Source organism: Proteiniborus sp. MB09-C3 (assembly GCF_030263895.1).
GTDB lineage: Bacteria > Bacillota > Clostridia > Tissierellales > Proteiniboraceae > Proteiniborus.
The window spans coordinates 1,644,926-1,671,365 of sequence record NZ_CP127161.1; the positions used below are offsets into that span (position 1 = coordinate 1,644,926).

The 26,440-nt window shown below is 34.8% G+C and carries 22 protein-coding genes; all 22 read left to right on the forward strand.

Annotated elements, in window-relative coordinates; translation table 11 throughout:
• The first annotated feature begins 3 nt into the window (after window positions 1-3).
• The 22 genes from QO263_RS07890 to QO263_RS07995 all read left to right on the forward strand — a co-directional run bounded on the left by QO263_RS07890 (window position 4) and on the right by QO263_RS07995 (window position 26,439).
• Window positions 4-924 (forward strand): recombinase family protein, encoded by a 921-nt coding sequence (locus QO263_RS07890; RefSeq protein WP_285628543.1) that lies wholly within the window; start codon window positions 4-6, stop codon window positions 922-924.
• 1 nt (window position 925) lies between these two features.
• Window positions 926-2,584, forward strand: a complete 1,659-nt coding sequence (locus QO263_RS07895) for a recombinase family protein (protein WP_285628546.1) — start codon at window positions 926-928, stop codon at window positions 2,582-2,584.
• A 183-nt stretch (window positions 2,585-2,767) separates the two neighbouring features.
• A complete protein-coding gene (locus tag QO263_RS07900; protein ID WP_285628549.1) occupies window positions 2,768-3,157 on the forward strand; it encodes a resolvase in 390 nt (129 codons plus the stop codon).
• A gap of 111 nt (window positions 3,158-3,268) precedes the next feature.
• Window positions 3,269-3,502, forward strand: coding sequence for a single-stranded DNA-binding protein (locus tag QO263_RS07905; RefSeq protein WP_285628552.1), 234 nt, complete (start codon window positions 3,269-3,271; stop codon window positions 3,500-3,502).
• 21 nt (window positions 3,503-3,523) lie between these two features.
• On the forward strand, window positions 3,524-4,435 hold the full coding sequence (locus tag QO263_RS07910; RefSeq protein WP_285628555.1) for a HamA C-terminal domain-containing protein: 912 nt from the start codon (window positions 3,524-3,526) through the stop codon (window positions 4,433-4,435).
• An 18-nt stretch (window positions 4,436-4,453) separates the two neighbouring features.
• Window positions 4,454-7,003: a DEAD/DEAH box helicase gene (locus QO263_RS07915; RefSeq protein WP_285628558.1), complete on the forward strand. Its 2,550-nt coding sequence runs from the start codon at window positions 4,454-4,456 to the stop codon at window positions 7,001-7,003.
• 110 nt (window positions 7,004-7,113) lie between these two features.
• Window positions 7,114-8,235 (forward strand): DUF3800 domain-containing protein, encoded by a 1,122-nt coding sequence (locus QO263_RS07920; RefSeq protein WP_285628561.1) that lies wholly within the window; start codon window positions 7,114-7,116, stop codon window positions 8,233-8,235.
• 53 nt (window positions 8,236-8,288) lie between these two features.
• Window positions 8,289-9,401: a phospholipase D-like domain-containing protein gene (locus tag QO263_RS07925; RefSeq protein ID WP_285628563.1), complete on the forward strand. Its 1,113-nt coding sequence runs from the start codon at window positions 8,289-8,291 to the stop codon at window positions 9,399-9,401.
• Window positions 9,402-10,156: 755 nt separating this feature from the next.
• Entirely contained in the window at window positions 10,157-10,768 is a 612-nt protein-coding gene (locus tag QO263_RS07930; RefSeq protein ID WP_191741615.1) for a restriction endonuclease subunit S, read from the forward strand.
• The gene (locus QO263_RS07935) at window positions 10,758-12,287 is read left to right on the forward strand and encodes a type I restriction-modification system subunit M (protein ID WP_191741614.1); all 1,530 of its coding nucleotides are present in this window, start codon (window positions 10,758-10,760) and stop codon (window positions 12,285-12,287) included. Before QO263_RS07930 ends, QO263_RS07935 begins: the two co-directional genes overlap by 11 nt.
• Window positions 12,288-12,299: 12 nt before the next feature.
• Window positions 12,300-13,568, forward strand: a complete 1,269-nt coding sequence (locus QO263_RS07940) for a restriction endonuclease subunit S (RefSeq protein ID WP_285628566.1) — start codon at window positions 12,300-12,302, stop codon at window positions 13,566-13,568.
• Window positions 13,569-13,599: 31 nt separating this feature from the next.
• Window positions 13,600-16,728 carry a type I restriction endonuclease subunit R gene (locus QO263_RS07945; RefSeq protein WP_243190365.1) on the forward strand — a complete coding sequence of 1,043 codons (3,129 nt, stop codon included), beginning with the start codon at window positions 13,600-13,602 and terminating at the stop codon, window positions 16,726-16,728.
• A 9-nt stretch (window positions 16,729-16,737) separates the two neighbouring features.
• The gene (locus QO263_RS07950; RefSeq protein WP_191741611.1) at window positions 16,738-17,463 is read left to right on the forward strand and encodes a M48 family metallopeptidase; all 726 of its coding nucleotides are present in this window, start codon (window positions 16,738-16,740) and stop codon (window positions 17,461-17,463) included.
• A gap of 229 nt (window positions 17,464-17,692) precedes the next feature.
• A complete protein-coding gene (locus QO263_RS07955) occupies window positions 17,693-18,622 on the forward strand; it encodes a hypothetical protein (protein ID WP_216558318.1) in 930 nt (309 codons plus the stop codon).
• A gap of 96 nt (window positions 18,623-18,718) precedes the next feature.
• Window positions 18,719-19,486 carry a nucleotidyltransferase family protein gene (locus QO263_RS07960; RefSeq protein WP_285628569.1) on the forward strand — a complete coding sequence of 256 codons (768 nt, stop codon included), beginning with the start codon at window positions 18,719-18,721 and terminating at the stop codon, window positions 19,484-19,486.
• A 16-nt stretch (window positions 19,487-19,502) separates the two neighbouring features.
• On the forward strand, window positions 19,503-20,231 hold the full coding sequence (locus tag QO263_RS07965) for a DUF6602 domain-containing protein (RefSeq protein WP_216558324.1): 729 nt from the start codon (window positions 19,503-19,505) through the stop codon (window positions 20,229-20,231).
• Between the two features lie 200 nt (window positions 20,232-20,431).
• On the forward strand, window positions 20,432-21,904 hold the full coding sequence (gene istA / locus QO263_RS07970; protein ID WP_285628572.1) for an IS21 family transposase: 1,473 nt from the start codon (window positions 20,432-20,434) through the stop codon (window positions 21,902-21,904).
• Window positions 21,897-22,583, forward strand: coding sequence for an ATP-binding protein (locus tag QO263_RS07975; RefSeq protein WP_078022728.1), 687 nt, complete (start codon window positions 21,897-21,899; stop codon window positions 22,581-22,583). The genes istA and QO263_RS07975 overlap by 8 nt, the downstream gene beginning before the upstream one ends.
• Before the next feature lie 199 nt (window positions 22,584-22,782).
• Entirely contained in the window at window positions 22,783-23,367 is a 585-nt protein-coding gene (locus tag QO263_RS07980; RefSeq protein ID WP_285628575.1) for a recombinase zinc beta ribbon domain-containing protein, read from the forward strand.
• Between the two features lie 224 nt (window positions 23,368-23,591).
• Entirely contained in the window at window positions 23,592-23,936 is a 345-nt protein-coding gene (locus QO263_RS07985) for a GIY-YIG nuclease family protein (RefSeq protein WP_285628578.1), read from the forward strand.
• On the forward strand, window positions 23,933-24,397 hold the full coding sequence (locus QO263_RS07990) for a DUF6530 family protein (protein WP_285628581.1): 465 nt from the start codon (window positions 23,933-23,935) through the stop codon (window positions 24,395-24,397). The genes QO263_RS07985 and QO263_RS07990 overlap by 4 nt, the downstream gene beginning before the upstream one ends.
• Before the next feature lie 2 nt (window positions 24,398-24,399).
• Window positions 24,400-26,439: an AAA family ATPase gene (locus tag QO263_RS07995; protein ID WP_285628584.1), complete on the forward strand. Its 2,040-nt coding sequence runs from the start codon at window positions 24,400-24,402 to the stop codon at window positions 26,437-26,439.
• The last annotated feature ends 1 nt before the right edge of the window (window position 26,440 follow it).

Sequence of the window (26,440 nt, forward strand, 5' to 3'; positions counted from 1 at the left end):
TGGATGATGCAAAGGCATATGCCACTTGGCTATAAGATAGTAGATGGAAAAGTAATAATTGATGAAGAAAAGGTAGATGTGATTAAAAAGATATTTGAGGAGTACCATAAAGGATCATCCTTACATGCCATAGCAAAAGAACTTACAAACGCAGGATTTTTAAATGCTAATAACAAACCTAATTGGAATCATGGCTCCGTAGGAAAGATACTTCAAAATATTAAGTACGTAGGGGATGACTTTTATCCTCAGATGATAGATAAGGAAACCTTTGAATCTGTACAGAAAAGAAGAAAGAAAAAAGAGCAAGAACTAGGAAGAACCCTGCAACCTAATAGCATGAAAAATCAAAGTTTATATAGCAATAAATTAGTGTGTGGAGAATGTGGTGATGTTTACCGCAAATACATTGAACATGCTGGCAGACCATCTGAGAAGAGCAACTGGAAGTGTAAGAGGTACATCTACCAAAATAGAGTACACTGTAGAAATTTATTTTTAACTGAAAAAGATATAGAAGATACATTTTTGTCAGCAATCAATAAAATCTTATCAAGAAAGTGGATGCTAGATAAAGGTAGGAAAAAAGAACCTCCAAGGATCACCTTAGAAATTAGAAGGCTGGAAGAACGAATCAAAGAGCTAGAGTACGAAGAGCATTTCTCATCAAAGGAATTATCAGAGCTAATCTTTAAAAGGGCAAAGGCATATTATAGCATCGCTAAAATAGATGATTATGATTATAACACTGAAAAAATAAAAAAATTACTGGCTGAGAAAGAACAGCTAACAGAGTTTGATGAAGATATATCTATAAACATAATAAATCAGATAGTTATTTATAAAGATGGAAGAATCCTAGTAGAATTTATCAATGGCATAACTATGGAGGAGGATCATGAGAAAATAAGAGAGGATGAATGAAATGGCAGTAGCAGTAGCAAAAAAGAATGTAGCATTTATACCAGCACAGACAATATATGACAAGAATGTAAGGGTGGAGCTAAAAACCCTAAGAGTAGCAGCTTACTGTAGAGTTAGTACCACCTTAGAACAACAGGAGGGCAGTTATGAGGCTCAGATATCCTACTACACAGAGAAAATTAAAAGCAACCCAAATTGGAAGAGTGCAGGGATTTATGCAGATGATGGAAAGTCAGCCACTAATACAAAAAAGCGTGATGATTTTAATGCTATGATTGATGACTGTATGGCTGGGAAAATAGACATGGTCATAACAAAATCAGTCAGCAGATTTGCAAGAAATACAGTAGACTCGCTCCAGACCATCAGAAAACTTAAAGAAAAGAATATAGCCATATTTTTTGAAAAAGAAGGTGTGAATACCCTAGAAAGTACAGGAGAATTACTGATTACCATCTTAAGCAGTCAAGCACAAGAAGAAAGCAGAAACCTAAGTGAAAATACAAAATGGGGTTTAACAAGAAGATATGAAAATGGAATTGTCAGCATCAATCATAAGAAGTTTATGGGATATACCAAAGATGAAAATGGTGAACTAGTCATAGTACCTGAACAAGCAGAAATAGTGAGACGAATTTTCAGAATGTATTTAGAAGGAAGTAGTATAGGGGAGATTATAAAAGCTCTGGAGGCAGATAAAATCAAAACTGTCACAGGAAAGGAAACATGGCATCCTGGTGTAATAGAAAAAATGTTAGTCAATGAAAAGTATATGGGAGATGCCCTAATGCAGAAAACCTACACCGTAGACTTCCTAACAAAGAAACGAGTGAAGAATAACGGAATCGTACCTCAGTATTATATAGAAGATAATCACGAGGCTATCATACCAAAGGAATTATTTTATAAGGTACAGGAAGAAAAGGCTAGAAGAGCCAGCTTGAATAAAGCGGCAGTTACAAGAAAGGCAAATAAGCTAAAAAAAGAAAAGAGCAAATTCAGCTCCAAATATGCATTAACAGAAATTTTAGTATGTGCCGAATGTGGACATCCATACCGTAGGCAGACATGGTCAAAATATGGACAAAAAAGCGCAGTATGGCGATGTGAGAACAGGCTAAAGAATGGGGCAAAGGCATCTTGCAAGCACTCGCCTACCTTAAAAGAAGAACCACTACATAATGCCATTATGACAGCTATTAATAATGTAGTAGAAAACAATGGAGATTTTATAGGAGCTTTCAGAGAAAATGTCATCAGAGTCATCGGCGGATACTCAACCAAAGATATCCCTACAGAATATGACGAACAGATTGAATCCCTGCAAAAGGAGATGCTAGCCTTAATCGAAGAAAACGCAAAACAAGGAGCTGTAGCAGAAGATTTTGATAATGAGTACAAAAGAATATCAGAGAAGATAAACGAGCTTAAACAGGCGAAATTAAAGCTTGTAAGGGAGAAGAAACAGGCTGAGAACTATAAACAGAAACTAACGGAAATGGACACTACCCTAAAGACTGTAAGACCACAGGTAAGAGAGTTTGATGAAGACTTAGTCAGAAGATTAATAAACACCATCAAAGTGAATAAGGGAGAGAGACTGGAGATACAGTTTGAATCAGGCATAGTGATGGAGCAGATGGTAGATTATTATGATTAAAAATAACAGGGGCAGTAGCTAGGATACATAAAGGAGTTACTGCTCTAATAATAACAAGAATCTGGTAAGACTAAAATCCTCAGAAAATGCTGAGGGTTTTATTGTTGGCAGATTAACATTTAAATAAACATGTAAACGTGATAGCTACCGTAGTAGCAGCTTATATGAAAGGGGTACATAAAAATGAATAGAGAAGAATTGTATGAAATGATGGATGAGAAACTCGGATATGCCTATGTTTATGAAAAAGGAAATGGTGGGAAGCATACGGACTATATGTTTAATATGACTCCAGAAAACATCGCAAACTTTATTGGTAAGCATGCTTATACTGCAGATAAAGTTGTTTTGACTGATATGTGTGATAGATTGATTGTGGAATCCATCTATGGTGGATTTATTATGAATTGTCCAAACCAAGAGTTTTGCCGAAATATTATTTTTTATCTAGACCCTATACAAATGGGTGAAGTGGATCCGAAAGAATTCACAGTGGTGACCAGAGAAAAGATGCAAGCACTTTGGGATGCTGAAGAAGCATCTGTTATGCAAGCTGAGTTTAGAATGTTGTAGGATTAAATAATTCCTAGTATTTGGTCATTTCTACTTGCGAAAATCTTCTCACAGGGGTACAATTGATATAACAACGTTGTTGATATTGTTATTCTTGTGGGAGGTAAGATAATGCCAACTGTGAATGAATTATTAGATAAAGCAAAAGGTGAGTTATCAAATCTATTACATGGAGAAGTATTCCTTTTACGTGATCTGTTCAAGGGTTACGAATGGAATCGGATTTCTCGGAGTGATCGATTGCTACTTGGCACCTTATTTCTCAATTATATTAAATCAGATAATCTATGTGTTGTTCCGATTGAAAAAACATCGTCAGGGCAACAGAGATATGCAAAAAAATGATTATATAAGGAGAATTGTGCCATGTTAAAAGAAGAAATAGTAAGAAGACTCACTAATAATGACTCTTTGTTTAATAAAATGCATATCATCAGGCAAAAATTTGACATAATACCTGAGCAAAATGAACACATTGGGACGTGTATTAAATATCTCGATATATCAGAGATGCGAAAAGAGTTTATTAATGATCTGGTGGATACAATAGTCGACTGGGTATATTCTTCGGAAAAATATGAACAACTAGTAAAGGTATTTGTGGATAAAGGGAAATCAACTGCATCTGCTAACTCAGAGATAATAAGAAAAGCGCATCAAAAGTTCCGTAAAGGAACTGAAAAGGACTTGTTAATACAAGGCCAATTTGGAGAACTGTTGTTATTTAACTTCATCCAGAAGCATTTTGAAGCTGTTCCTCTCTTAAGAAAAATGAAGATTACTACATCGTCAAAACACGAAAGATTTGGTGCTGATGCAATTCATTATAAAATTGATAACGACAAAAACATTATTATCTTAGGTGAAGCAAAAACATATACAAGTGATTATAAATTTAATGAGGCATTCCAGGTGGCATTAGATAGCATATTGGATACTTATCAAAAACATAGAGAAGAATTGAATTTATATATTCATGAGGACTTTCTAGATAGTGAAATGAATGAGGTTGCAGAGTCATATTTAGAAGGAACAATGGAAAATGTAGAAATTCATTTGGTTAGCATCATAACATATAATGAGACTAAGAAAATTAATATAACCTCGCAAGATATGATACACGAGCAAATAGAAACAATTATTAAAGAGAGATTCAAGAAATTTGATAACGATAAAATTGATGTGAAGTCAAATCCAATCTTGAGTCGAATAACGTATATAGTATTTCCTGTTTGGGAGCTGGAGCAGTTAGCAAGAATACTCCAAGATTACTTGTAAACTTTGGGAGAGATAAAGATGGATGAGTTGATACAATCGGTTTTAGATAAATGGCTTGAAATAGAATACTATCATGTGGCTAATAAAGCTGGATTTATTAATGAAAAAAGAGTCATAAAAGGAAGTTATAAGCTAATTCTGGATACTATAAGGTGTTTAGATTATTTAACGACTGTTAAAAATGATTACCCTTCCAATTATGTTATAACGGTAATTGCCTTAATGTGGGAACATGTTGATCGAAATGAGTATGATATACGAAATTTTGTTCTTAAGATACTAACTCGTATAGGGTATCCAACATCTGCAATTATTATTGATGATGAATTTGATATTAGTGAAGGCAAATTTTTCAGACCAAATAGTATAATTGATATGTTGACATTAACACTGCAACATCAAAAAAATGAAATTACTATAATGGAACATGTTTTTTTACTTACTGACTTTCAAATAGAGATTTGGAAGGGATTAAATGAGGAAAAGTTGATTGGAATCTCAGCGCCAACCTCTGCAGGTAAATCATTTGTAATTCTGTTAAACACTATTTCAAAAATTATCTCAGAAAATATTGATGTAGTCTATATTATTCCGACCCTTAGTTTACTTAACCAAGTAACAGAAGATTATAACAAGATGTTAAAAAAATTGGGCGTAAAAAACTACAAAATTGTGAATAGTTTCAATCCAAATGTAAGTAATGATTACAAGACCATATATGTACTTACTCAAGAGAAAGCATTGGCGGCTTTTTCTAATGAAAAAACCGCATTTTCAAAAAAAATGATATTGGTGGCTGATGAAATACAAAATATAGAAAGAATACAAGTGGATTCCGATTTGCGTTCTAAAATACTGTATGATACATTGATCGAATTTCGAAACAAGAAAAATGTTGAACAAATAATAATTTCTGGACCGAGAATAGAGGAAATTGATACATTAGGGCATAGATTATTTGGGAAAAAGGCTCATGATATAACAACGACAATAAGCCCTGTTTTAAATTTAACATATAGTATAAAGAAGGTCGATGAACGCTTCTATTTTAAACAGTATTGCGCTATTAAAGATACTTCCTACTCGCGACTTATAAATAATCCAAGTCAAATCGCTGGATATGGTAATAAACAATATTCAAGTGAGTACATGGACTACCTATTTGCTTTTATCCAAAAAATTGGTTTACAAGATCAAAACATTATTTTTGCACCGACATCAAAGAAAGCAAAAGAAATTGCATGTTTTCTTTCAGATAAGTCGAGTGATAAATCAAAGGATTTAAATGATCTCATAGAATATTATAGAGATAGTATAAATGAGAATTACGCAATGTGCATAACTCTTGAAAAGGGAATTGCATATCATCATGGGAAACTTCCTATGCATGTAAGGAGAACGATAGAAAAGGCTATTTCGGACAAGCTAATACAAAATGTTGTATGTACAACTACGCTGATGCAAGGCGTTAATATGCCTGCACAAAATGTAATAATTAGAAATCCGCATTTATATACAAGAAAGAAAGCTGGATCTACGGAATTATCTTCATATGAAATGGCTAATTTACGAGGACGAGCTGGAAGATTATTAAAAGACTTCATTGGACGTACTTATGTATTAGATGAAAGTGGCTTTGAAGGTTTAGATGAATACAATCAGTTTGATTTGTTTGAGGATACAAGTGTTGAATTGCCTGTTGGATATGGGGATAAATATGAAGAATATAAAAATGAAGTGAATGAAGTTCTGAGTAAGAACGAAAGTGTAAATGCCGGCATGAATAAATATGGTTATTTAGTTTCTTATATTAGACAAACTGTACTTCGTTATGGTAAAAATGCAATAACTAGAATGAATGAAGTAGGGATAAGTCTTACAAAGGAACAAGTTGCTGCAATCATTAATAAAATGAGCAGTATAAGTGTCCCTAAAGAAATATGTTTAAAGAACAGGTATTGGGATCCAATTGTGCTTGATAATATCTACACAGAGTTTAAATCAAAAAAGTTGCCAATTACACCTGTTGAAAGAGGAGCTAAAACTCGACTAAACGAAATGCTAAAATTTCTTCGTGATAACCATTCGACAACTCACATGTATAACAGATATGTACCAGAGGTGTATAGAGAAGGGATAGGTAGATCGATATTATGTAGCACATGTATGGATTGGTCATGTGAGAAACCTTTATCAGAAATTTTATCAGGTGAGAGATATTCTGGAGAGAATGCAACTGAAAATATAGATAATATGATTGATACATTGCAAAAAGTTGTTTCGTTCAACATCCCCCTCTTGTTAAAACCTATATTTGATATATTCGGGAATGAAAGTATTTTCCTTTTGTGCATGCAAGCTGGTGCTTATAAGGCGTTTACGAGAAGGATGATAGAAATGGGAGTACCTAGAGAAACTTCAATATATCTGGCGGAAAAGCTACTGAATAAATATACTCCAAATGTGAAAGCAGAAGATGACATTGAATCAATAATTAAGAACGTGATAAAGAAAAATTTTTCGTCTTTGCCATATTGGATTCAAGTACAATTAGAATTTATGATTTAAACTAGACTGTAAAGTATTATGTTGGAAAGATTCAATGCCATAATCGACAAATGTTGGTTTTCAAAACACGGTATTTGATTATAAGGGAACAATAAGTAGGGGGAATTCTTATGGATGTAGACGAATATAGGAACATGATTAACTTGTTATCAGGCATACCACTTCTAAATGGAAAGTATTGCTTCTATTATGATGAAACTGGTAACGTTCGAAAATTTAGATTAACTGAGAATGGAGTTAATGCTGAAGAAGGCATTGATAATGACTTCGTACTTGGAGGAGTTTTATACAAGGGTGATGATCCTCCGTGTGATTTAGACTTATTATATGACGAGTTAAAAATTAATGTGGCGGAAATCAAGTTTAAGACTTTAGCTGGTAGGGGATCTGATTTCTGGGCAGCAATAGGAAAGAAGCCAATTCATCAATTTCTTACATGGCTAGAAAACAGTGGACTCTATGTCCATTACGCGACTATAAATAATATTTATTATTCCATAGTAGACATGGTAGACTCACTATTTGTTACCCAGCCACAGTTCGACTTTGGACCAGAGTGGGTACATAGTTTGAAGGCAAGCTGGCATAGATTTGTCGTAGCTCATCTAGATGAAATTCTAACTATATTTCACAGGTACGATTATCCAAGCTTAGCGAAAGATGAAATTAAAGATTTTTGCTTTGAACTTAGTGATTTCATTCAGAACTACGATGTAGACGATTTCTATTTGGAAAATTTCAGGCAGTTGCTGAAAACTAATGGCAGAAGAGGGGAACTGTTTTTCATTGAAGATAATAAGCCAGGTTTACTTGTTGAGGAATACTCAAGTTTAAGAACTGGTCGATGCGCATTATATAAAGATGCTATGCATTATTTTGATGAAGAAGCAGAGGCTGAATCGGCATTAGAGTTTATGCCGTTCACTATGAATGGTGGGAAACTAAATAATTATCAATTCATTGATTCCAAGACAGAACGATTAATCCAGATTTCTGATGTTTGGGTAGGTCTGCTAGGAAAGCTGTTTTTTACGCTAGATGAATCAACACCTAGCATGATTATGAGTAAAATGAAATTGCTTAATACAGAACAGAAAGATTGTATCCGGATAATTAATTCATTAATTGACAGAGCTGAAAGCCTTCACATAGCATTAATTCAGAATGTTAATAGCATTGAGATGGTACAACATAGAGGATCACTATTAGCGTTGATGGGTGAGTTGGTGTGACCAGTCCATGTTGAAGCAATAGCGGGAAATGGTAGTAAATTGGAGGGGTGTAATTGAAAAAGGAATATATGTTATCCGATGCGAAGTTCATCTATTCTAAGAATGAGTTAGGGTATCAGGAAGTTTTGGATGATTTTAAAAACGCTGAAGAAATTCTTATTGTTACTTACAATATTTCTGAAAAACAGTTACTTCTCATTAAAAAACTGGCTGATGCACCTTCAGAAACAAAGATAAGTATATTTACAAATATTCCTTCGCGTTGGGATATATATTATAAAGATACTTATAGAAATGCTGCAAGAAAGAAAATAGATATTTATTTAACTAAGCTGAAACCAGATAGCATTGGAGAGAAAGTTAGTGTTTTCTTTAACTTTGACAATCATGGTAAAATAGTAATGACAAATAATGTGGTATATGTAGGTTCTGCAAATTATTCTGAGGAAAGCAAGAATAACAGTGAATTTGGAATTATTAGTCGAGACCCAGATTATATTACATTCTTGAAAGAAGAGATAACGAAAGAACTAGAGAAGGCATCAACACCATATTTTGAATATGATTACCTTCCGTTGCTACTGGAAGTTAAAATGCATTTATCAAATTTATTCGCTCTTAAAGTAGAATTATTTGATCAGGTTTACTCTTATTACGACGATTTAGACGGAAAAGGGTATTTCTTTAATGACACAGAAGAAAGATTAAGCCAAATAACAATTGATAATATTATTGTAGAGTTAGATAAATGCTCAAGACTCTTTAACACCATTTATGATGTAGCTGACCAATTAACTGATGATAGTATCCTAGATGAATTAAATGAATACTATGAAAATCTGGAATCTTTTGAGAATCAATTTGAGGATGTATCTGGTAATGAAGGAGTATATGAATTAGCTTGTTTTGATTCGTCAGAAAGGGCTAATCAGATAATTCAAGATGAGTATAGCGCAGAAGCATATGATGAATATTTAGAGGGTTATGTTCAAAAGGCAATGGATAGTGTTTATGAAGAATTTCAAGATTTATGTCAAGAAGCAAAAGCCGAATTAGATAACATGCTTAAGATAATTGATGACTATTTAGATTTATCTAAAAAAGCATTAGACGAATTCGAAGAGTTAGAGTTTAGAAAAACAAATGACAATATCGACAACACTTAATATAAAAAAGGTTGCCTGATCTCATGGTTCAGGCAACCTTCAAAATCATGGAAAAACTTTTTATCATTTCAATTGAATAATTGTTCTGAGTAAAGCTCTCAAACCACAGCAAGTTTGAAAGTTTTATTGTGCACAATTTTTACTAACTGGTAAAGTTGTAGCAGCACTATGGTATGCCGAATAAATTTGATGTTCTTTTAATCCTAAAAGAGTGGCGTCGGGTTTTCAAAAAAATCGGATTGTAGTTATACGTATTCGAGAAATATACCTTTCCGCCAAGGGGGTGCCAGATGCTTACGACATCATTATTGTACTCTCAAGGCATGTGGAGACCATTTGCTTGATGTCTAAGAAATAAAGCTCTGGAAGCATTGAAAATACTGGGGTTCATAAAATGATATTAAATCTGTCTACTCGACCTAAGCCCTCGATATGTGTACGTGGAAACATATCGAGGGTATATTTTTGTGGTAAAAATGAGTCTAAAATTAGGAAGGGTTGAGTGGACAGAATAGATAAATTAGTAGGGTTGAGGAGACAGGATGGATGTAATAGTAAGCGAATGAAATAAAATAAGTTTTATTATGAAATATTAGAAGACTAAGAATATGTATTTTGAAAATAAAAGTCATCACACGTAAAAACATTTTAGAAAACACAGTGTTATTTTTAAGATAGTACAAAAAAGGTGTTGACAAGAGATGGATGTTTATATAAAATATAATTGTACTAATTAAAAAATAACAGCATAGGAGGTGTGGTTTATTAAAATTGTAAAACTAGGAGATATATCGAGTATTACAACAGGTCAAGTAATTAAAAGAAAAGAAGCTCGACCAGGTGATGTGGATGCAATTCAATATCGTATTCTTACTTTAAAGAGCTTTGATGAAGACGGTTTTCTAGTGAAAGAAGAAATTGATTCCTTTAAAGCAAGTGAAGAAATTGAAAGTAAATATATTACTTCAAAAGGTGATATTGTTGTTCGACTCAGTATGCCTTTTACATCAATTACAATAGATGAAGAAAGTGAAGGGATATTGATACCATCTCTTTTCGTAGCAATAAGAGTTAATTGTAATGATATTTTACCATCTTATTTAAGCTTGTATCTCAATAGCAATAAAATGAAGAAGCAATATATTAAAGAAGCAAGAGGTTCAGCAATTCAAATACTTAAAACATCTGCTTTCAAGGAATTTGAGATTATGATACCGGATATGAGTATACAGGAACAAGCTGTGACTCTTAATGAATTGCTGATGAGAGAAAAAAGATTACTTCAATTATTAATTAAAGAAAACAATAAAAGAAATCAAATCATATTTGATAATATGATTACTGGAGGTTTAAATCATGGAGATTAAAGTGCTAACTCAGGAAGAAATAAATGGAACACTATGGAGAGCGTGTGATACATTTAGAGGTAAAATAGATTCAGCTATCTATAAGGACTACATTTTAGTTATGCTCTTTATAAAGTACGTTAGTGATATATATAAAGAACGTAGGCAAGAAATGATGGAAAAGTATAATAATGATGTAGAAATGGTTGAAAGACAAATGCGTTATGAGAGATTTGTTTTGAATGAAAGATCTACATTTGATTATATTTATGATAAAAGAAACCAGCCAAACATTGGTGAAATCATTAATATAGCCTTAGAGCAAGTGGAAGAAGAGAACAAGACAAAGTTAAGAGGTGTGTTTAAAAATATAGACTTTAATTCAGAAGCTGTTCTTGGTAGTACAAAAGAGCGAAATACAATGCTGAAAAATTTACTTGAGGACTTTAAAGACCTTGACCTTAGACCATCAAGGCTCAAAGGTGATGATATTATAGGAAACGCCTATGAATATTTGATAGGACATTTTGCTTCAGATGCTGGAAAAAAGGGTGGAGAGTTCTTTACCCCGGCTGAGGTTTCAGAGCTTTTAGCAAGATTAGTAAAGCCTCAAGAAAATGATAGAATCTATGACCCTACTTGTGGCTCTGGATCATTATTGATTAAAGCATTTAATAAAGTTCCTAATGGGAAAGCTCAAATCTATGGACAAGAAAGAAACGGTCAAACGCATTCACTTTGTCGTATGAATATGTTCTTGCATAATATTGATGATGCGAAAATCGAATGGGGTGATACATTAGCTAATCCGAAGCATTTAGAAAACGATAAGTTGATGAAATTTCAAGTTGTTGTAGCAAATCCTCCCTTCTCCCTTGATAAATGGGCGTCAGGCTTTGCAGGGGAGGGTAATGATAAGAATTTCAATATGGAAGCATCACTAGATCCATATAATCGCTTTTCTTGGGGAGTACCACCAAAATCAAAAGGAGATTATGCGTTCGTTCTTCATATGCTTCATTCATTAGCGGAAGGTGGAAGGATGGGTGTCGTATTGCCACATGGTGTATTATTTAGAGGAGCTAGTGAAGGAAAGATTAGGAAGAAAATTATCGATATGAATCTTTTAGATGCTGTGATTGGACTTCCTGCAAATCTATTCTACGGTACTGGTATTCCTGCATGTATCTTAGTGTTTAAGCAGAACAGGGATAGAAAAGATATTTTATTTATAGATGCATCTGGTGATGAGTACTATGATAAAGGTAAAAATCAGAACAAACTACGCGAAGAAGATATTCAGCGTATTATTGACGCTTACGAAAAATATGAAAATATTGAAAAGTTTGCATATGTAGCATCAATAGATGAAGTAAAAGAGAACGATTATAACCTTAACATACCAAGGTATGTTGATACTTTTGAAGAAGAAGAATTAGTGGATATAGAAAAGGTTGCCAAGAGCATAGCAGACATCAAGGAAGAATTAGCTGAAGTGGAAGCACAGTTAGCTAAGTATCTTCACGAACTTGGTTTTTAAGGGGGAAATAGCGTGAGAGATTATTTAACAAACTATCAAATGATATTACGTGGAGATACTCCTAAAGGTTTTATAAAAGATGATTTCTGGATTATACCATCTGATTGGGAAAAAACTAAGATGAAAGATATTTTGGAAGAAAGAAAAGAGTATACAACGGATCAAGATACTTACCCATTATTTAGTTTAACAATTGAAAAAGGGGTTGTAGAAAAAACTGACAGATACGAAAGACAGTATTTGGTAACTAAAGATGGTGATAATTATAAAGTAGTATATGAAAATGATTTTGTTTATAATCCAATGAATATTAGATTTGGTGCTGTAGCATTGCATAAGTTAAGATATCCAGTATCTGTTTCAGCATATTATAATACGTTCTATATAAAAAACGGTTATAATCCCAGATTTATCGAATATTTTTTACAGTCATTTAGAATGTTACACTTTTATAACAATTATGCAGAAGGATCATTAATTGAAAAAAGGAGACTTCATTATAGTGTGCTTTTGGAGTATAGTTTTAGCTTCCCTCCAATATTTGAGCAAAATAGAATTATTGAAATTCTTTCAACGTGGGACAAAGCTATCGAATTGAAAGAAAAGCTAATCGATGAAAAGAAAAAACAAAAGGCGGGGCTGATGCAAAAATTACTTACTGGAAATGTGAGATTTACTGGATTTAATGATGCATGGGAAGAAGTGAAGTTTGGCAAGGTATTCAAGTTTTTAAATAAAGAACGTGTTAGTGAGCCGCAGAATTATAAGTTGCTAACTGTAAAACTCCATTTAAAAGGTATTGAAGCAACTGAAAAATATCCAAATGACACAAAGAATGGTAGGCCATATTATTTGAGAGAACCAAATGAAATATTAATTGGACGCCAGAATTATCATAACGGTGGAATAGGAATTGTACCAAGTAATATGAAAAATTACATTGCATCAAATGCAATAAGTAGTTTAACAACAATTAAAGGTGATTTAATGTTTTTATTTTACTATATTTCAAATGTTGACTTTTATAAAAGGGTCGGACATATGATAGGTGGTACAGGACAAAAGGAAATATCTGAAACAACTATGAAAAATCTGGTTTTACGTATTCCTAAATCATTAGAGGAGCAGAAAAAAATTGGAGAAGTTCTTAAAACAGCCGATAATGAAATAGATTTATTAGAAAAAGAACTAGAAAGTCTAAAGCAACAAAAGAAAGGCTTAATGCAACTTCTATTAACAGGCATAATAAGAGTGAATACCCAAGAAAATGAAAAGAGGTGATACTGTGCGTAGAGCGGAAGCATACGATGAAATGAACATATCTCAAATCCCTGCTTTGGAGGTATTAAATAAAATAGGGTATACCATCATTTCGCCCGAAAAAGCAGAGCAGATGCGAGGGAATCTGTATAATGTTGTTCTTAAAGATATTTTGTACGAACGATTAACAGCCATTAATAGCTTTGATTTTAAGGGTTGCACATATAAGTTTTCAGAAAAGAATATTCAGCAGGCAATACTTGATATTGAAGAAGCGTTAACAGATGGTTTAATTAAAACCAATGAGAAGATTTATGACTCATTAATTTTAGGCCGGAGCTATCCAGAAAGTCTTTCTGAAATGGATGGTACGAAGTCCTTTAATCTGAACTATATTGATTGGGAAAATCCTGAGAACAATGTTTTCCATGTGGTGGAAGAATTTTCGGTGGAACGAGAGGATGGACAAGGTACTGTACGTCCTGACATTGTTACTTTTATTAACGGCATTCCATTTGGGGTGATTGAATGTAAGAAAGCAAGTATCTCTATCTCTCAGGGAATTAGCCAAATGCTTAGAAATCAGGGAAAAGAATATATTCCACAGCTATTCAAATTTGTTCAGATTGTCATGGTTACAAACAAGAATGAAACCCAGTATGCCACTACTGGAACACCTAAAAAGTTTTGGTCATTATGGAAAGAAGATAAGGAGTCTATTGAGTATAAGTGGTTTGAAGAAACACTAGCAGAGACTGTTACTTGTAGAATACCAACGGTGCAGGATAAAAATATTATTTCCCTGTTTCATCCAAAAAGAGTTATAGAAATTATACGTTTTTTCACATTGTATGATAAAAATATAAAAAAGATAGCAAGATACCAACAGTATTTCGCTATCAAAGAAATCATTAGAACCATTGTAGAAACCGATAGGAATGGTAACCGCCAATCAGGTGTTATTTGGCATACTCAAGGTTCAGGTAAGTCCCTAACTATGGTGATGCTTTCAAGGTACATTTTATCTCAGTTTGCTGATATTCATCCCCAGGTGTTGGTCATTACAGACCGAATCGAACTAGATAGCCAGATACATCAAACCTTTAATCATTCGAGACTGAGAGCCGAAAGAGCCATAAGCGGGAGGCATCTTGTAGAGCTGATTAACAATAACGGAGCAGATATTATTACATCTTTGGTACATAAGTTTGATACTGCTTCAAAGCATCAGAAACCTGTAAAGTCAAAAAATATATTTGTATTAATTGATGAATCTCATAGGACCCAATATGGAGAACTAAATATCAAAATGAAGAAAGTATTCCCGAATGCCTGTTATTTAGGGTTTACAGGTACACCTTTGATGAAAAAAGATAAGAGTACCATGAAGAAGTTCGGTGGACGTATGATTCACAAGTACACTATTAAAGATGGTGTTGAAGATGGTGCCATTGTGCCACTGCTCTACGAAGGAAGACTTGTTGAACAGACAGTAAATCGGAATGCTATTGATAAGCGTATTGAAATGATTACGAGGAATTTGGCTGAGAAGCAAGCAGAAGAACTTAAAAAGAAGTGGAGTAAATTTGAAGCAATTGCTTCATCAGAACAGCGTATTCGTTTGATTGCAGATGATATCTACGTACATTATACAAAATTTTATAAAGATACCTTTGCAAAAGCAATGCTAGCCACAGCATCAAAATTTGATGCCATTCGTTACAAAGAGTCCTTTGATGAATATGGAGATTTAAAAACAGCTATTGTTATTTCACCGCCAGATCAACGGGAAGGGTATGACGAGGTTGATGAAGAACCAAAAGATCGTGTTCTCAAATTTTGGAATAAGATGATGGAAGCCTACAGTGATCCACAAAAATATGAAGACCACATCAAGAGTGAATTTATTGATGGTGATGAATTAGAAATTTTGATTGTAGTCGATAAGCTTTTAACTGGTTTTGACGCTCCTAGGGCATCTATTCTCTATGTTGATAAACCGATGAAAGAGCATACTTTGTTGCAGGCTATAGCACGTGTGAACAGGCTCTATGAAGGAAAGGATTTTGGGTTAATAGTAGATTATAGAGGACTTATTCAAGAACTGGATTCAGCTATGAGAACCTATTCAGGTGCGGGTCTTGAAAACTTTGATGGAAAAGATCTTGAAGGTGCACTAGTTGATGTCATTAGTATAGTAGGAAAACTAAGAGAATCCTATTCAAATGTTGTGGCCATATTCAAAGGAATCAAAAACAAACAGGATAAGGAAGAGTACGAACTGTTGCTAGGTGATGAAGCCCTTCGAAATGACTTCTATAATCAGTTAAGTAACTTCGGAAAATACTTAGGTATAGCTCTTGAGTCAGAGCATGTCTATAATGCCATAGGTGAAGATGATATCAAGCTTTATAAACGTGAGTTTAAGTTTTATCAAGAACTTAGAGCTTCTGTAAAGCTTAGATATTCTGACACCATTGATCATAAAGAGTATGAGGCTAAGATGAGAAATCTGATGGATACCTATATTGCTGCGGAAGATATCATTCAGATAACGGCACCAGTGGATATCCTGAATGAAAAAGAGTTCGAAGATGAGTTGATGCGTTTGGGTTCGCCAAGAGCTAAAGCAGATGCAATTCGTACAAGAATGACAAAACGCATCAGTGAAAAGTGGGATGAGAATCCAGCTTATTATAAGAAATTCTCCGAACGTATTGAAGAAATCATAGAGCAGTATAAGGAGAAAAGAATCTCTGAATTAGAATACCTAGAAAAAATGCGAAATGTTATGAATGATTTTAGAAAGGGGTATTCAGGTACAACTTACCCAGAGAAAATCAAACATAATATCCATGCTCAAGCCTTTTATGGTGTGGTTAAAGAAGTGCTTGAAGATGAAAGGTATTATGAAGCAGGAGTTACAGAGTTAGTGGCAGAAGATGGCCCTATCTACAACTATGAAGGTATTTTAGCCGATATTGCAATGGAAGTTGACGTGATTATTGAAAGGCATTGTAAGGTGGATTGGCACGATAATCCAGATGTTCATAAGAAAATTTCTCAGGAGATAGATGAACTTTTGTATCTAGTCAAGAAAAAGCATTTTCCTAAAATGACCTTTGATCAGATAGATACAATGATTGAAAATATTAAAACTGTGGCCCTAAGAAGGTACTAGGCGGTGACTATGGAAAAACACAAAATCACCTATAGAGGAAAAATTATAGAATTTGATTTGCAACGGAAAAATGTAAAAAATATAAATTTGAGTGTCAGGCCAGATATGAGTATTATTGTTTCAGCCAGCGATAAAGTTCCTATTGAATATATCCTTAGTTTTGTAAAATCTAAGGCTCATTGGATTATAACAAATGTAGGTTACTTCAAAGATGTTCAGTCAGAACATATTGCAGATAAAGAATATTTGAGCGGTGAAACATTTAAGTATCTGGGTAAGCAATATCGCCTAAAAGTCGAAGAAAGCGATAAAATTGAAGGTGTTAAATACTATAGAGGCTATCTCTATCTATCTGTGAATGATAAGCATAACTACACCAGAAAAGAAAAATTGATTAATAATTGGTATAGAGAAAAAGCACATGAAAAATTCAATGAAAGCCTCCAAAGAATGTATCAATATTTAGAAAAGTACGGTATTGACAAACCAGTAATCCAAATAAGGAAAATGAAAGCTAGATGGGGTTCATGTATCCCTGAAAAACAACTTATACTACTTAATAGTGAATTGATAAAAGCACCTAAGCTATGTATTGATTATGTTGTTCTTCATGAATTAATTCATTTCAAGTATAGGAACCATGATTCAAATTTCTATGATTTTATGACATCTTTGATGCCAGATTGGAAGCAACGAAAAAAAATATTGGATGATGAAGTTGTAAGAGAGTTATAGTAACGAATGTTATAGCATTACCAAAATTTATAATACGAAAAAAGCCCCATAGATGTTGGTAGCAACTATGGGGACTGATAAGCATAGCCTATCTTAATTCATAATCATCTTATCATATTGTAGGTGAAGAAATCAATAATTACTTGGCTTGCGAATTCGTATTATCAAATGGTGAGTTTGAGGAAATGTTGAATTAAACAATTCACAATAAAATGAAAGGGTGTATAAGATGATTATTAAACAAAAAAGGATAAGAAACTTATCTAAGTTAAAAGTATTAGAAACAGGTTCACGTTTTAGAGTCGGAGTAGTGGATGTAGAAAAAAGAATTAAAGAAATGAAGGAGATTGGTTTCACAAACGAATTGAAAATAGGAGAAACAATTCTACCCGACATAATTGGACCAGCTACGAGGAGAAATGCCGAGGGGGATTATATATTATTAAGAGATAAACCCAAGGAGCAGCATTCAAGAATGATTGAATGGACATATAAACAGTGGGCAGGTAGAGGAGAAACAAGAGAAGTAACTGAATCTACATCGATTTCATATGAAAGATTTCAGAGACAGGTCATACCTCCAACTGGTATTGAATTTACAATTGTTAGCAATGGAAAGTCTAAAAATCTTGTATCTCCTGTATTTGTTATGGATGAAACAAAAAGAAATGAAATTATTTCGGCTGTCAATGTTATTCTAGAAATATTCGGGGAATGTGAAATTTTTGACTCTACTAATAATCCAATACTACCACCAAAAGTTATAAGACTCAATTGGGAGCTATTACCCAAGGGGAAATTCCCATGGGAGAAACAAAAGGAAAGATTGGAACCTTATTTTAAGAGAGCAATAGGTACAAATAGAGCTGTTATTGAAAAGAGAATAGAAACCATTAATGAGTATTCACCTGATTTTACTGCTATTGGCACAGGAGGCTTTGGTGGTTATATTGTTCACGGTTTTGAAGATTTGAACATGTACATTTTGGAGAGTGTAAAAGTGAATAATGCTACTTATGTTTTAAGAAATGATTGGGAAAGCATTTCACAGCTAACAAAAGCTGAAATACTAAATAATGATTTACATGAGACTCGTATAGTCCATAATAAGAATTGGTATAAAAATCTGAATCATCTATTTGATAAAAATTTATCCTAAGCTGACAAGAGATTACTTAGATGGATTGATAAATTTAATCGTTACATATTGAATGTACGAATAAAGTTGAACTTTAAGATTAATAGGGGTGAAATGATGACTTCTGATGAATATGTTAGAAGGATTATTGCTAAATATAAAGTACCTAATGAGGTTGATGCTCTGACACAGTGTTTTGTAGTCAATCCTTTAATAAATATGATAAAAGAATGGGCAGGTGATTGCCTTAATGATATTCAAATATCTGGATCAAGAGCAAAAGGAACTGCTATAAATATTAGTTCGGATTTAGATTTATTTGTTTCGCTAAAATCAACTACTAATAATACTTTAAAGGAGATCTATGATTCTCTATTTAGCTATATTAGCAGCAGTAAGGGTATTAATTGTAGAAAACAAAATGTTTCTATAGGAATAAATTACGGTGGGCATAGTATTGACCTGGTTCCTGGGAAGAAGCATGTTGGTAATACAAATGACCATAGTTTATATAGAAACAAGAAAAATACTTGGACACAAACCAACATACACAAGCATATATCGATAGTAAAAAACTCTGGAAGGCTTGAGGAAATCATCCTATTAAAAATATGGAGAAAGTTGCACAATTTAGATTTTCCCTCTATTTACTTGGAGTTAGTGACAATAGAAGCTTTGAGATATAAAAATAAGAATCAGCCAGCTGCAAACTTCTTATCAACCTTGGATTACCTTAAAGATAATTTTGTTGATAAAATTATCAAAGATCCTGCTAATACAAACAATGTAATATCAGATGATTTGTATAAATATGAAAAAGAGGATATAGCTAAGAAAGCTAAAGAGAGTAGAAATGAAGAGTACTGGGAGAAGATTATTTGGTAAACAGGGGGGTAGTGATATGGGACAAATTGATATTAAAAGTCTTTTCTATTCTTTACAGACCCAGATGTGTGCTAAGTTGTCGACCAATAGGCAACACATACAGCATCCTGGCATAAAAGGTGATTCATCCGAATTAAATTGGATTGAATGGCTAAAAACTTATTTACCGAAAAGATATAGCGTAGATAAAGCTTTTATAATTGATTGCGACGGAAATATGAGTGATCAAATTGATGTAGTTATTTACGACCAACAATATTCACCTTTTGTATTCAATCAGGATAATGCTTATTATATTCCTGCCGAGAGCGTTTATGCTATATTTGAAGTTAAGCAAGAAATTAATAAAGAAAATATCATCTATGCTGGTGATAAAACAAAAAGTGTACGCTCTTTAAAAAGGACATCAACAGCAATCCCGCATGCCGGTGGATATTATGCTCCAAAGCCACACAATAAGATTCTTTCGGGAATATTAACGTTATCAAGTGTTTGGAATCCGCCTCTAGGGAAAAGCTTTGAAGAAGCTATATATAGCTTAGAGGATGAAAGTAAACTAGATATTGGATGTATCTTAGCAGAAGGTTCATTCTTGGCAGATTATAAAAATGATGTTTTGATGAAAAGCACAGAGGAAGAATCATTGATTTTTTTCTTTCTAAAATTATTAATAGAGCTACAAAGTTTGGGTACTACACCTGCGATTGATATTAATTGTTATGGAAGTGCATTGGATTCTATATAATTTTTGTATATCATCGTATAGTAGAAGAAAAGATGCCTTACTAATATAAAAGCTATAATTTATAACACCCTTATTGGGTGTTTTTGAATTTATGAAATAATCAACAATGCATTCTCATAAAGGAGGTGGCGCTTATGCTTGTGCTAGATTAAATTGTAGATGTTATAAAATACTCAATACAACCAGAGGAGGAAATCAAAATGATCGGTATCGAGCAATATCAAAAAATCCAGGAATACAAAGCACTTGGACTTGCCCAGACCAAAACTGCTAAAGCGCTGGGGATCACCTATACTTCTGTCAGTAAATACTGGAATATGAGTAAAGAGGATTATGCTAGGGAAGCTGAAAAGGAAAGGTACCACATGGATAACTACCGTCAGTACATACTGGAACAGTTGAAAATATGCCCACAAATCCGAGATACCAATATTTATCTTAAATTAATTGAAGCCTTTCCTGATTTACAAGTTAAACGAGCTACTTTCTATCGCTACATGAAAGCTTTAAGGGAACAGCATGGGTATCAGCATACCAGTAAGCGGAAAATCTCGCCACGTGAAGTCTCGCCACCAGGATATGAAGCTCAGGCTGATTTTGGTCAATATAAACTTAAAGATATGTATGGAAGAATTGTAAGGGTATATTTCTTTTGTATGGTTTTGAGTTATAGCAGAATGAAATTTGTTTGCTTTTCACCGGATCCCTTCACGACCGAAACAGCCATTAAAGCTCATAACTATACATTTCAATATTTTGGAGGAAGACCACAGACAATTCTATATGATCTTGATAGGGTCTATGTGGTTAGCGAAAATCTAGGTAATATTATACTTGTACCGGCCTTTGAAGAATATGTAAAGCGTATCGGCTACAGTGTTTCATTATGCAGGCCAAGAGATCCTCAGAGTAAAGGTAAGGTAGAAGAGGTCATTGGATATGTTAAGCAAAGTTTTCTGGAGGGGAGGGTATATACCGGAATTGACAGTCTTAACAGTGCAGCTCTTGCATGGTTGGATAGAGAAGGCAACGGGAGAGTTCATACTGTGACTAGAAAAGTGCCACGAGAAATGTTTATTGAAGAACAAAAACAGCTTTTTCATGTTAAACCATATTCAGAGGTATCAAGTACTGTAGCATCCTTTGATTCCAATGGAGTGGTCAGCTATAAAGGGAATCGTTATCAGATTGATGTCGGTGTGATGGATGCACATCAACGCATACGTATAGAGGATGATGGTGAAATACTTCTATTTTATGATACTGATACTAATGAATTATTAGCTAAGTATCCAGTAACAGAAGGTACTGGACAGATATTCAAACCTGAAGGAAATAATAACAGAAACAGGGTCTCTCATGCTCTTATAAAACAATATTTTGCAGAGCATGAAATCGCTCAGGAATTTATACAGCGGATGGAACAGGAACAACCAAAATATTTTAATAGCCATTGCATTCGCTTAAATCGCATGACGAAGTTTTATTCGATGGAGCAAATGCTTGATGGGGTAAGATATTGCATTGAAACTGAACGCTGCAATGCCTATGAACTTTTGGCCTACATGATGTATAAGCATGGTGAGCAGATAGCGAAGAAGTTCTTACCAAATCAGCAGTATTTCAACCATCTGACACGTAGCAAGGAGATAAGGAGGGAAATCGATGGCTGATATAACTGAAATCCGCGAGTTGGCTAAGAAGCTAAATCTATGGAATATTTCCAGGGGATATATTGATTTGAATGATGAGAAACTGTCCAATCTAGATTATCTTCAGATGATATTACAAAAAGAACTAGAGATACGAGCCAGACAAAAACAGATCAAGCTAAGAAGGGCAAGCAAACTTCCCAACAAGGTATTTGAATTATCGAATTTAAACAAAGGTTTGGAATGGCAAATTAAACAATTATCCCATCTGACATGGCTTAATGAAGAACAAAACGTTATTCTGCTTGGTAAATGCGGGACAGGCAAAACTAGTCTTGCAGTTCATCTTGGAGAAACAGCGATCGGTAATGGACATAAAACTTACTATGCATCCATTGATACTTTTGTATCTATTGTAGAGAACAAAGATATAAACCCAAAAGCAGGAGCAACCTTCTCATATATGCGGGAGTGCGACTTGATTATTATTGATGATGTTTTTTATCTAGAACCAACCAGGTCAGAGTTGCAGGCTTTTTATCGAGCAGTTACTTTTCTTAATGAAACAAGAAGTATCATTTTTATTACCAATCGAGAAATATCTACATGGTTAGATGTAGTGGAAGACAAACATCTTTGTCAGACTCTGTTAGATAGAATAACAGCCAATTGTCAGATCATTCGCTTGACCGACAGATAAATTAAAATACTCACCTCTTTTCTAGAAAAGGGTTAATACTCAAATTTGAAAACTATGCCGATTAACGGTTTTATATAGATGCAAAAAATCTCACGAAATCCTAAGATTAGCTTAACTTTTGAGATTTTCTGCAGTTTCTGGGGTAGGGGGGTCTAAATCTCCACCACTTTTTGCCCCGGAAACGGGCGTGGGGCAACGCGTGAAAATTCGCGGTTTCAAACGGTGCGGCGATATTTACCGACGGGTACATTGGAATAACCGAGGTTACAAGTCAATCGTTTGGAGATGCGTTAGTCGATTGGAGGAGAAGGACTCTGAATGCACTGCCCCTACCATAAATGAGGAAACATTGCAGAATGCAGTTGTTAAGGCTATAAACGAACTTTTGGTCAACAAAGAACCCTTCCTCCAGACGCTACAGAAAAATATAGCTACTATATTTAATGAAGAAAATGATAATGCCACCGATGATATTGATGGTAAATTGGAAGAATTACAGCAACAGCTTCTTATACAAGCAAAGTCCAAGAATGACTATGATGATGTGGCTGATGAAATTTACCGCCTTCGAGAATTAAAGCAAAATGCACTAGTTGAAAATGCAGAGCGAGAAGGAAAAAGGCAACGAATCGCTGAAATGACTGATTTCTTGAATGAGCAATCCTGCGAGTTAGAGGAGTATGATGAGCAATTAGTAAGGTGGCTTATTGAAAGGGTTACGGTGCATGATGACAGAATTGAGGTGGAATTTAAGTCAAGTATTGAAATAGATATAGAAAATTAGATATAAGACTTGCCGCTGATTAAGGGTAACAGCTCTTGATTGGCGGCTTTTCGTTTTTATAATGCTTATGTCATACAGGAAATTGAAAAAACTTAACGGCAAGTTGCACAAGTTACTATTTTTATAAAATACTGTCTATTGGATAATTCTGCATTCATATGGTCTACGGAGCGTGGATTATATTTTGAGATACATTGTTTTATACTAGAGTCGAGGTGAAAATGATGGATACAAAAAGAAAAAAAGAGCTTTTAGAAGCCTATAAAAACAGACATCCTGAAATGGGAGTAATATCTTACCGTTGTAAAGAAACTGGCGAGGTATTTTTGGGTATCTCCAAAGATACAAAATCAGGCTTTAACAGCAATAATATGAAATTGGCAGCCAACTGGCATCCTAATAAACGATTACAAGAACTCTGGAATAAATATGGCTCGGAAGGCTTTGAACTATCAGTTATTAAAGTGTTAAAGTATGATGACCCACATGAAGATCATACAGCAAAATTAGAAAGTTTGAGAGAACAGTGTCTCGCTGCTGATCCAAATGCAAGGAGGATATGGCGATGAATGAAAAAGTTGTTATGGTGTCAAATGATTATGACCGTATAGATGGCAGAAATGCTTATCAATCTGACATCAAACGTTTAACGCTAGGTGCGCCTATGCTGGAAGAAAATAAAAAAATGCAGATTGCCGCACAGATTTGGAAAAATGATAAAGATGGTGAATTGATTTTGGCCCAGGAGCTACCTATCCATCAAATATTTGATTTGATGATTTTTTTGTCCAGGACATTGCTTTACTTCAAGGAGGCTTACCGACTCCCCCTTTTATATGACCCGGAAAAACCCACAGCGGAACGAGTTGGAGTACAAGGTGGGATATTACCAGTAGAAGTGTGTGTAGACAATCAAAATATCAATGAGGACATCAAAGCATTTGCCCAAAGTTTAAATGATTTAGGAGAAATAATTGGAGAACGTCAACGAGTGCTTAGCCGCATACTAGAAGAGTTGGAGTGTTACTAACAATGAAAAAGACTTGTATTTTGTCACCGGACAGGCAGCTGACTGAAGAGGAACAGTCGCTTGTCTGGAAAAAGCCGCCTTCACATATTGAAAGTGAAGCAGAAAAACGAATATATGAAGAGATCGTACGAAATTGGAATCGCGGTGAAATGAAAATTAGCACCATTTTGCTGGAAGGGGATGCTGGTTCGGGAAAAACCCAGATTGCCAAAGCTTTATCTGCTGATTTTAACCTGCCTTATACGAAAGTAACCTGTTTTGCAGATATGGATAAATCCGATGTCCTGGGTTCGATTCTTCCGGTGCTGTCAGAAGAAGATGGTCATTCTGATAAGGTTGAATATCGCTATTATCCTTCTGAGATTGTTCGTGCATATGAAAATGGATGGCTCTTGGAGATTCAGGAACCGACAGTGATTCGGGATGCTGCTGTTTTAATGGCGCTAAATTCCGCATTAGAACCAGATGGCAGTCTAAACTTGCCAACTCGTATCGCGCATCGTCACCCTGATTTTATTGCGGTTATCACAACAAACCGCGGTTACAATGGCTTCCGGCCCTTAAATGAAGCTTTGCGAGATCGAGTGCAGCATGCAGAAAAACTAGATTTACCGCCTAAAGAAGTGATGATGGAGCGGGTTAAAGCTAAGACCGGTTATGAATCTGAACCTGTACTATCTCTTTTAGCTGAAACGATTATGGTGCTGGATGAGACAGCCCGCGCCAATGCCATTAAAGGTGTAGCCGGTATGCGTTCCTATATCTTTTGGGTGGATGCCGTTCAAAGTGGTGCCTCAATCCAAAAAAGTTTATATTATAAGGTGTTATACAAAATCACGACCGATCCGCAGGAACTTGTTATTTTAGAGCAGGCACTGGCTAGTCATGGCTTGACAGAAAAGCTTGAGGAAATGGATCACATATGTCAATCGCAAAAAGACGGAGAAAATCCTGAAGTAATGGAACTTAATATTTCCGAAAACGGAGAATTCTCTGCCAAGACAGATCAAGCTGATAAAAATGCAGTGCGTCTGAGAAAATCAGAAGACAGTGAGGGGCATTCTGATACGAGCAGTGATGAAAATACTGATATTTCAAGCAATGATAATGGGGAAAATGGCACTCCATTCTATCATGAGCTCGATAAATCAGATACAACCGAATTACAAAAAAAAGAATTTCGTAAACAGTTGAACAGGGAAGCACGGCAAAGTGTTCAAGGAAGTGTCCATGAAGATATTAAGCTGATTGTCCATCGTCCGGAAGTTACCTACCAGAACAGGGAAGAGTATAACCGTATGATGACAACTTTGATGCCAGTTATTCGGGAATTAATCAGAAAAACAAATCCTCTGTTGGAGCATGAATTATCTGCTGAATTCGCGAAATCGAGGTTGTATGGCACAAAATTTTGCGCGGATCAGGTTGCCACTATGGATTTTCGCACATTTGCCCGCAAGCGTCCGCCTGAGGAAGAACCCTCTATTGCGGTTGCTCTCAGGATTGATGAATCGGCTTCGATGTCAGCCTTTGGCCGATTAGAATCTGCAAAGCAAGCTGCTGTTGCCTTGTATGAATTTTGCACAAGATGCGGTATTCCAATCATGGTCTACGGGGATACAGCAGACCGCTCCAAGCTGGAGCAAATGTCTGTCTATTCCTATGTAGACTTTGAAAGCAAAGATGCAAATGAAAAATATGCTCTTATGAACATTCAGGCTCGCAGCAACAATCGGGATGGTATGGCATTGCGCATTATTTCCGATAGATTGCTTTATGCGCCCCAAAAATCCAAATTAATAATCAGCATCAGTGACGGGCAGCCTAAGGCTATGCCTGATTATTCAGGTGAAAAGGCAGCGTATGATATGAAAGATACTTTGCAGGAATTTAGGCGAAAAGGCATCCAGTTCCTAGCTGCAGCTATTGGACAGGATAAGGAGGCTATCCGAGAACTTTACGGTGCTGAAAACACACTGGATATAACCGATTTGAAGCAGCTTCCAGCAAGATTGGTACAAGTAATCGCAAGGTTCATGTAGT

Coding starts and splice junctions, on each gene's coding strand:
- QO263_RS07890 (WP_285628543.1), top strand. CDS start 4: ATGATGCAAAGGCATATGCCACTTGGCTATAAGATAGTAGATGGAAAA.
- QO263_RS07895 (WP_285628546.1), top strand. CDS start 926: ATGGCAGTAGCAGTAGCAAAAAAGAATGTAGCATTTATACCAGCACAG.
- QO263_RS07900 (WP_285628549.1), top strand. CDS start 2,768: ATGAATAGAGAAGAATTGTATGAAATGATGGATGAGAAACTCGGATAT.
- QO263_RS07905 (WP_285628552.1), top strand. CDS start 3,269: ATGCCAACTGTGAATGAATTATTAGATAAAGCAAAAGGTGAGTTATCA.
- QO263_RS07910 (WP_285628555.1), top strand. CDS start 3,524: ATGTTAAAAGAAGAAATAGTAAGAAGACTCACTAATAATGACTCTTTG.
- QO263_RS07915 (WP_285628558.1), top strand. CDS start 4,454: ATGGATGAGTTGATACAATCGGTTTTAGATAAATGGCTTGAAATAGAA.
- QO263_RS07920 (WP_285628561.1), top strand. CDS start 7,114: ATGGATGTAGACGAATATAGGAACATGATTAACTTGTTATCAGGCATA.
- QO263_RS07935 (WP_191741614.1), top strand. CDS start 10,758: ATGGAGATTAAAGTGCTAACTCAGGAAGAAATAAATGGAACACTATGG.
- QO263_RS07945 (WP_243190365.1), top strand. CDS start 13,600: ATGAACATATCTCAAATCCCTGCTTTGGAGGTATTAAATAAAATAGGG.
- QO263_RS07950 (WP_191741611.1), top strand. CDS start 16,738: ATGGAAAAACACAAAATCACCTATAGAGGAAAAATTATAGAATTTGAT.
- QO263_RS07955 (WP_216558318.1), top strand. CDS start 17,693: ATGATTATTAAACAAAAAAGGATAAGAAACTTATCTAAGTTAAAAGTA.
- QO263_RS07960 (WP_285628569.1), top strand. CDS start 18,719: ATGACTTCTGATGAATATGTTAGAAGGATTATTGCTAAATATAAAGTA.
- QO263_RS07965 (WP_216558324.1), top strand. CDS start 19,503: ATGGGACAAATTGATATTAAAAGTCTTTTCTATTCTTTACAGACCCAG.
- istA (WP_285628572.1), top strand. CDS start 20,432: ATGATCGGTATCGAGCAATATCAAAAAATCCAGGAATACAAAGCACTT.
- QO263_RS07975 (WP_078022728.1), top strand. CDS start 21,897: ATGGCTGATATAACTGAAATCCGCGAGTTGGCTAAGAAGCTAAATCTA.
- QO263_RS07985 (WP_285628578.1), top strand. CDS start 23,592: ATGGATACAAAAAGAAAAAAAGAGCTTTTAGAAGCCTATAAAAACAGA.
- QO263_RS07990 (WP_285628581.1), top strand. CDS start 23,933: ATGAATGAAAAAGTTGTTATGGTGTCAAATGATTATGACCGTATAGAT.
- QO263_RS07995 (WP_285628584.1), top strand. CDS start 24,400: ATGAAAAAGACTTGTATTTTGTCACCGGACAGGCAGCTGACTGAAGAG.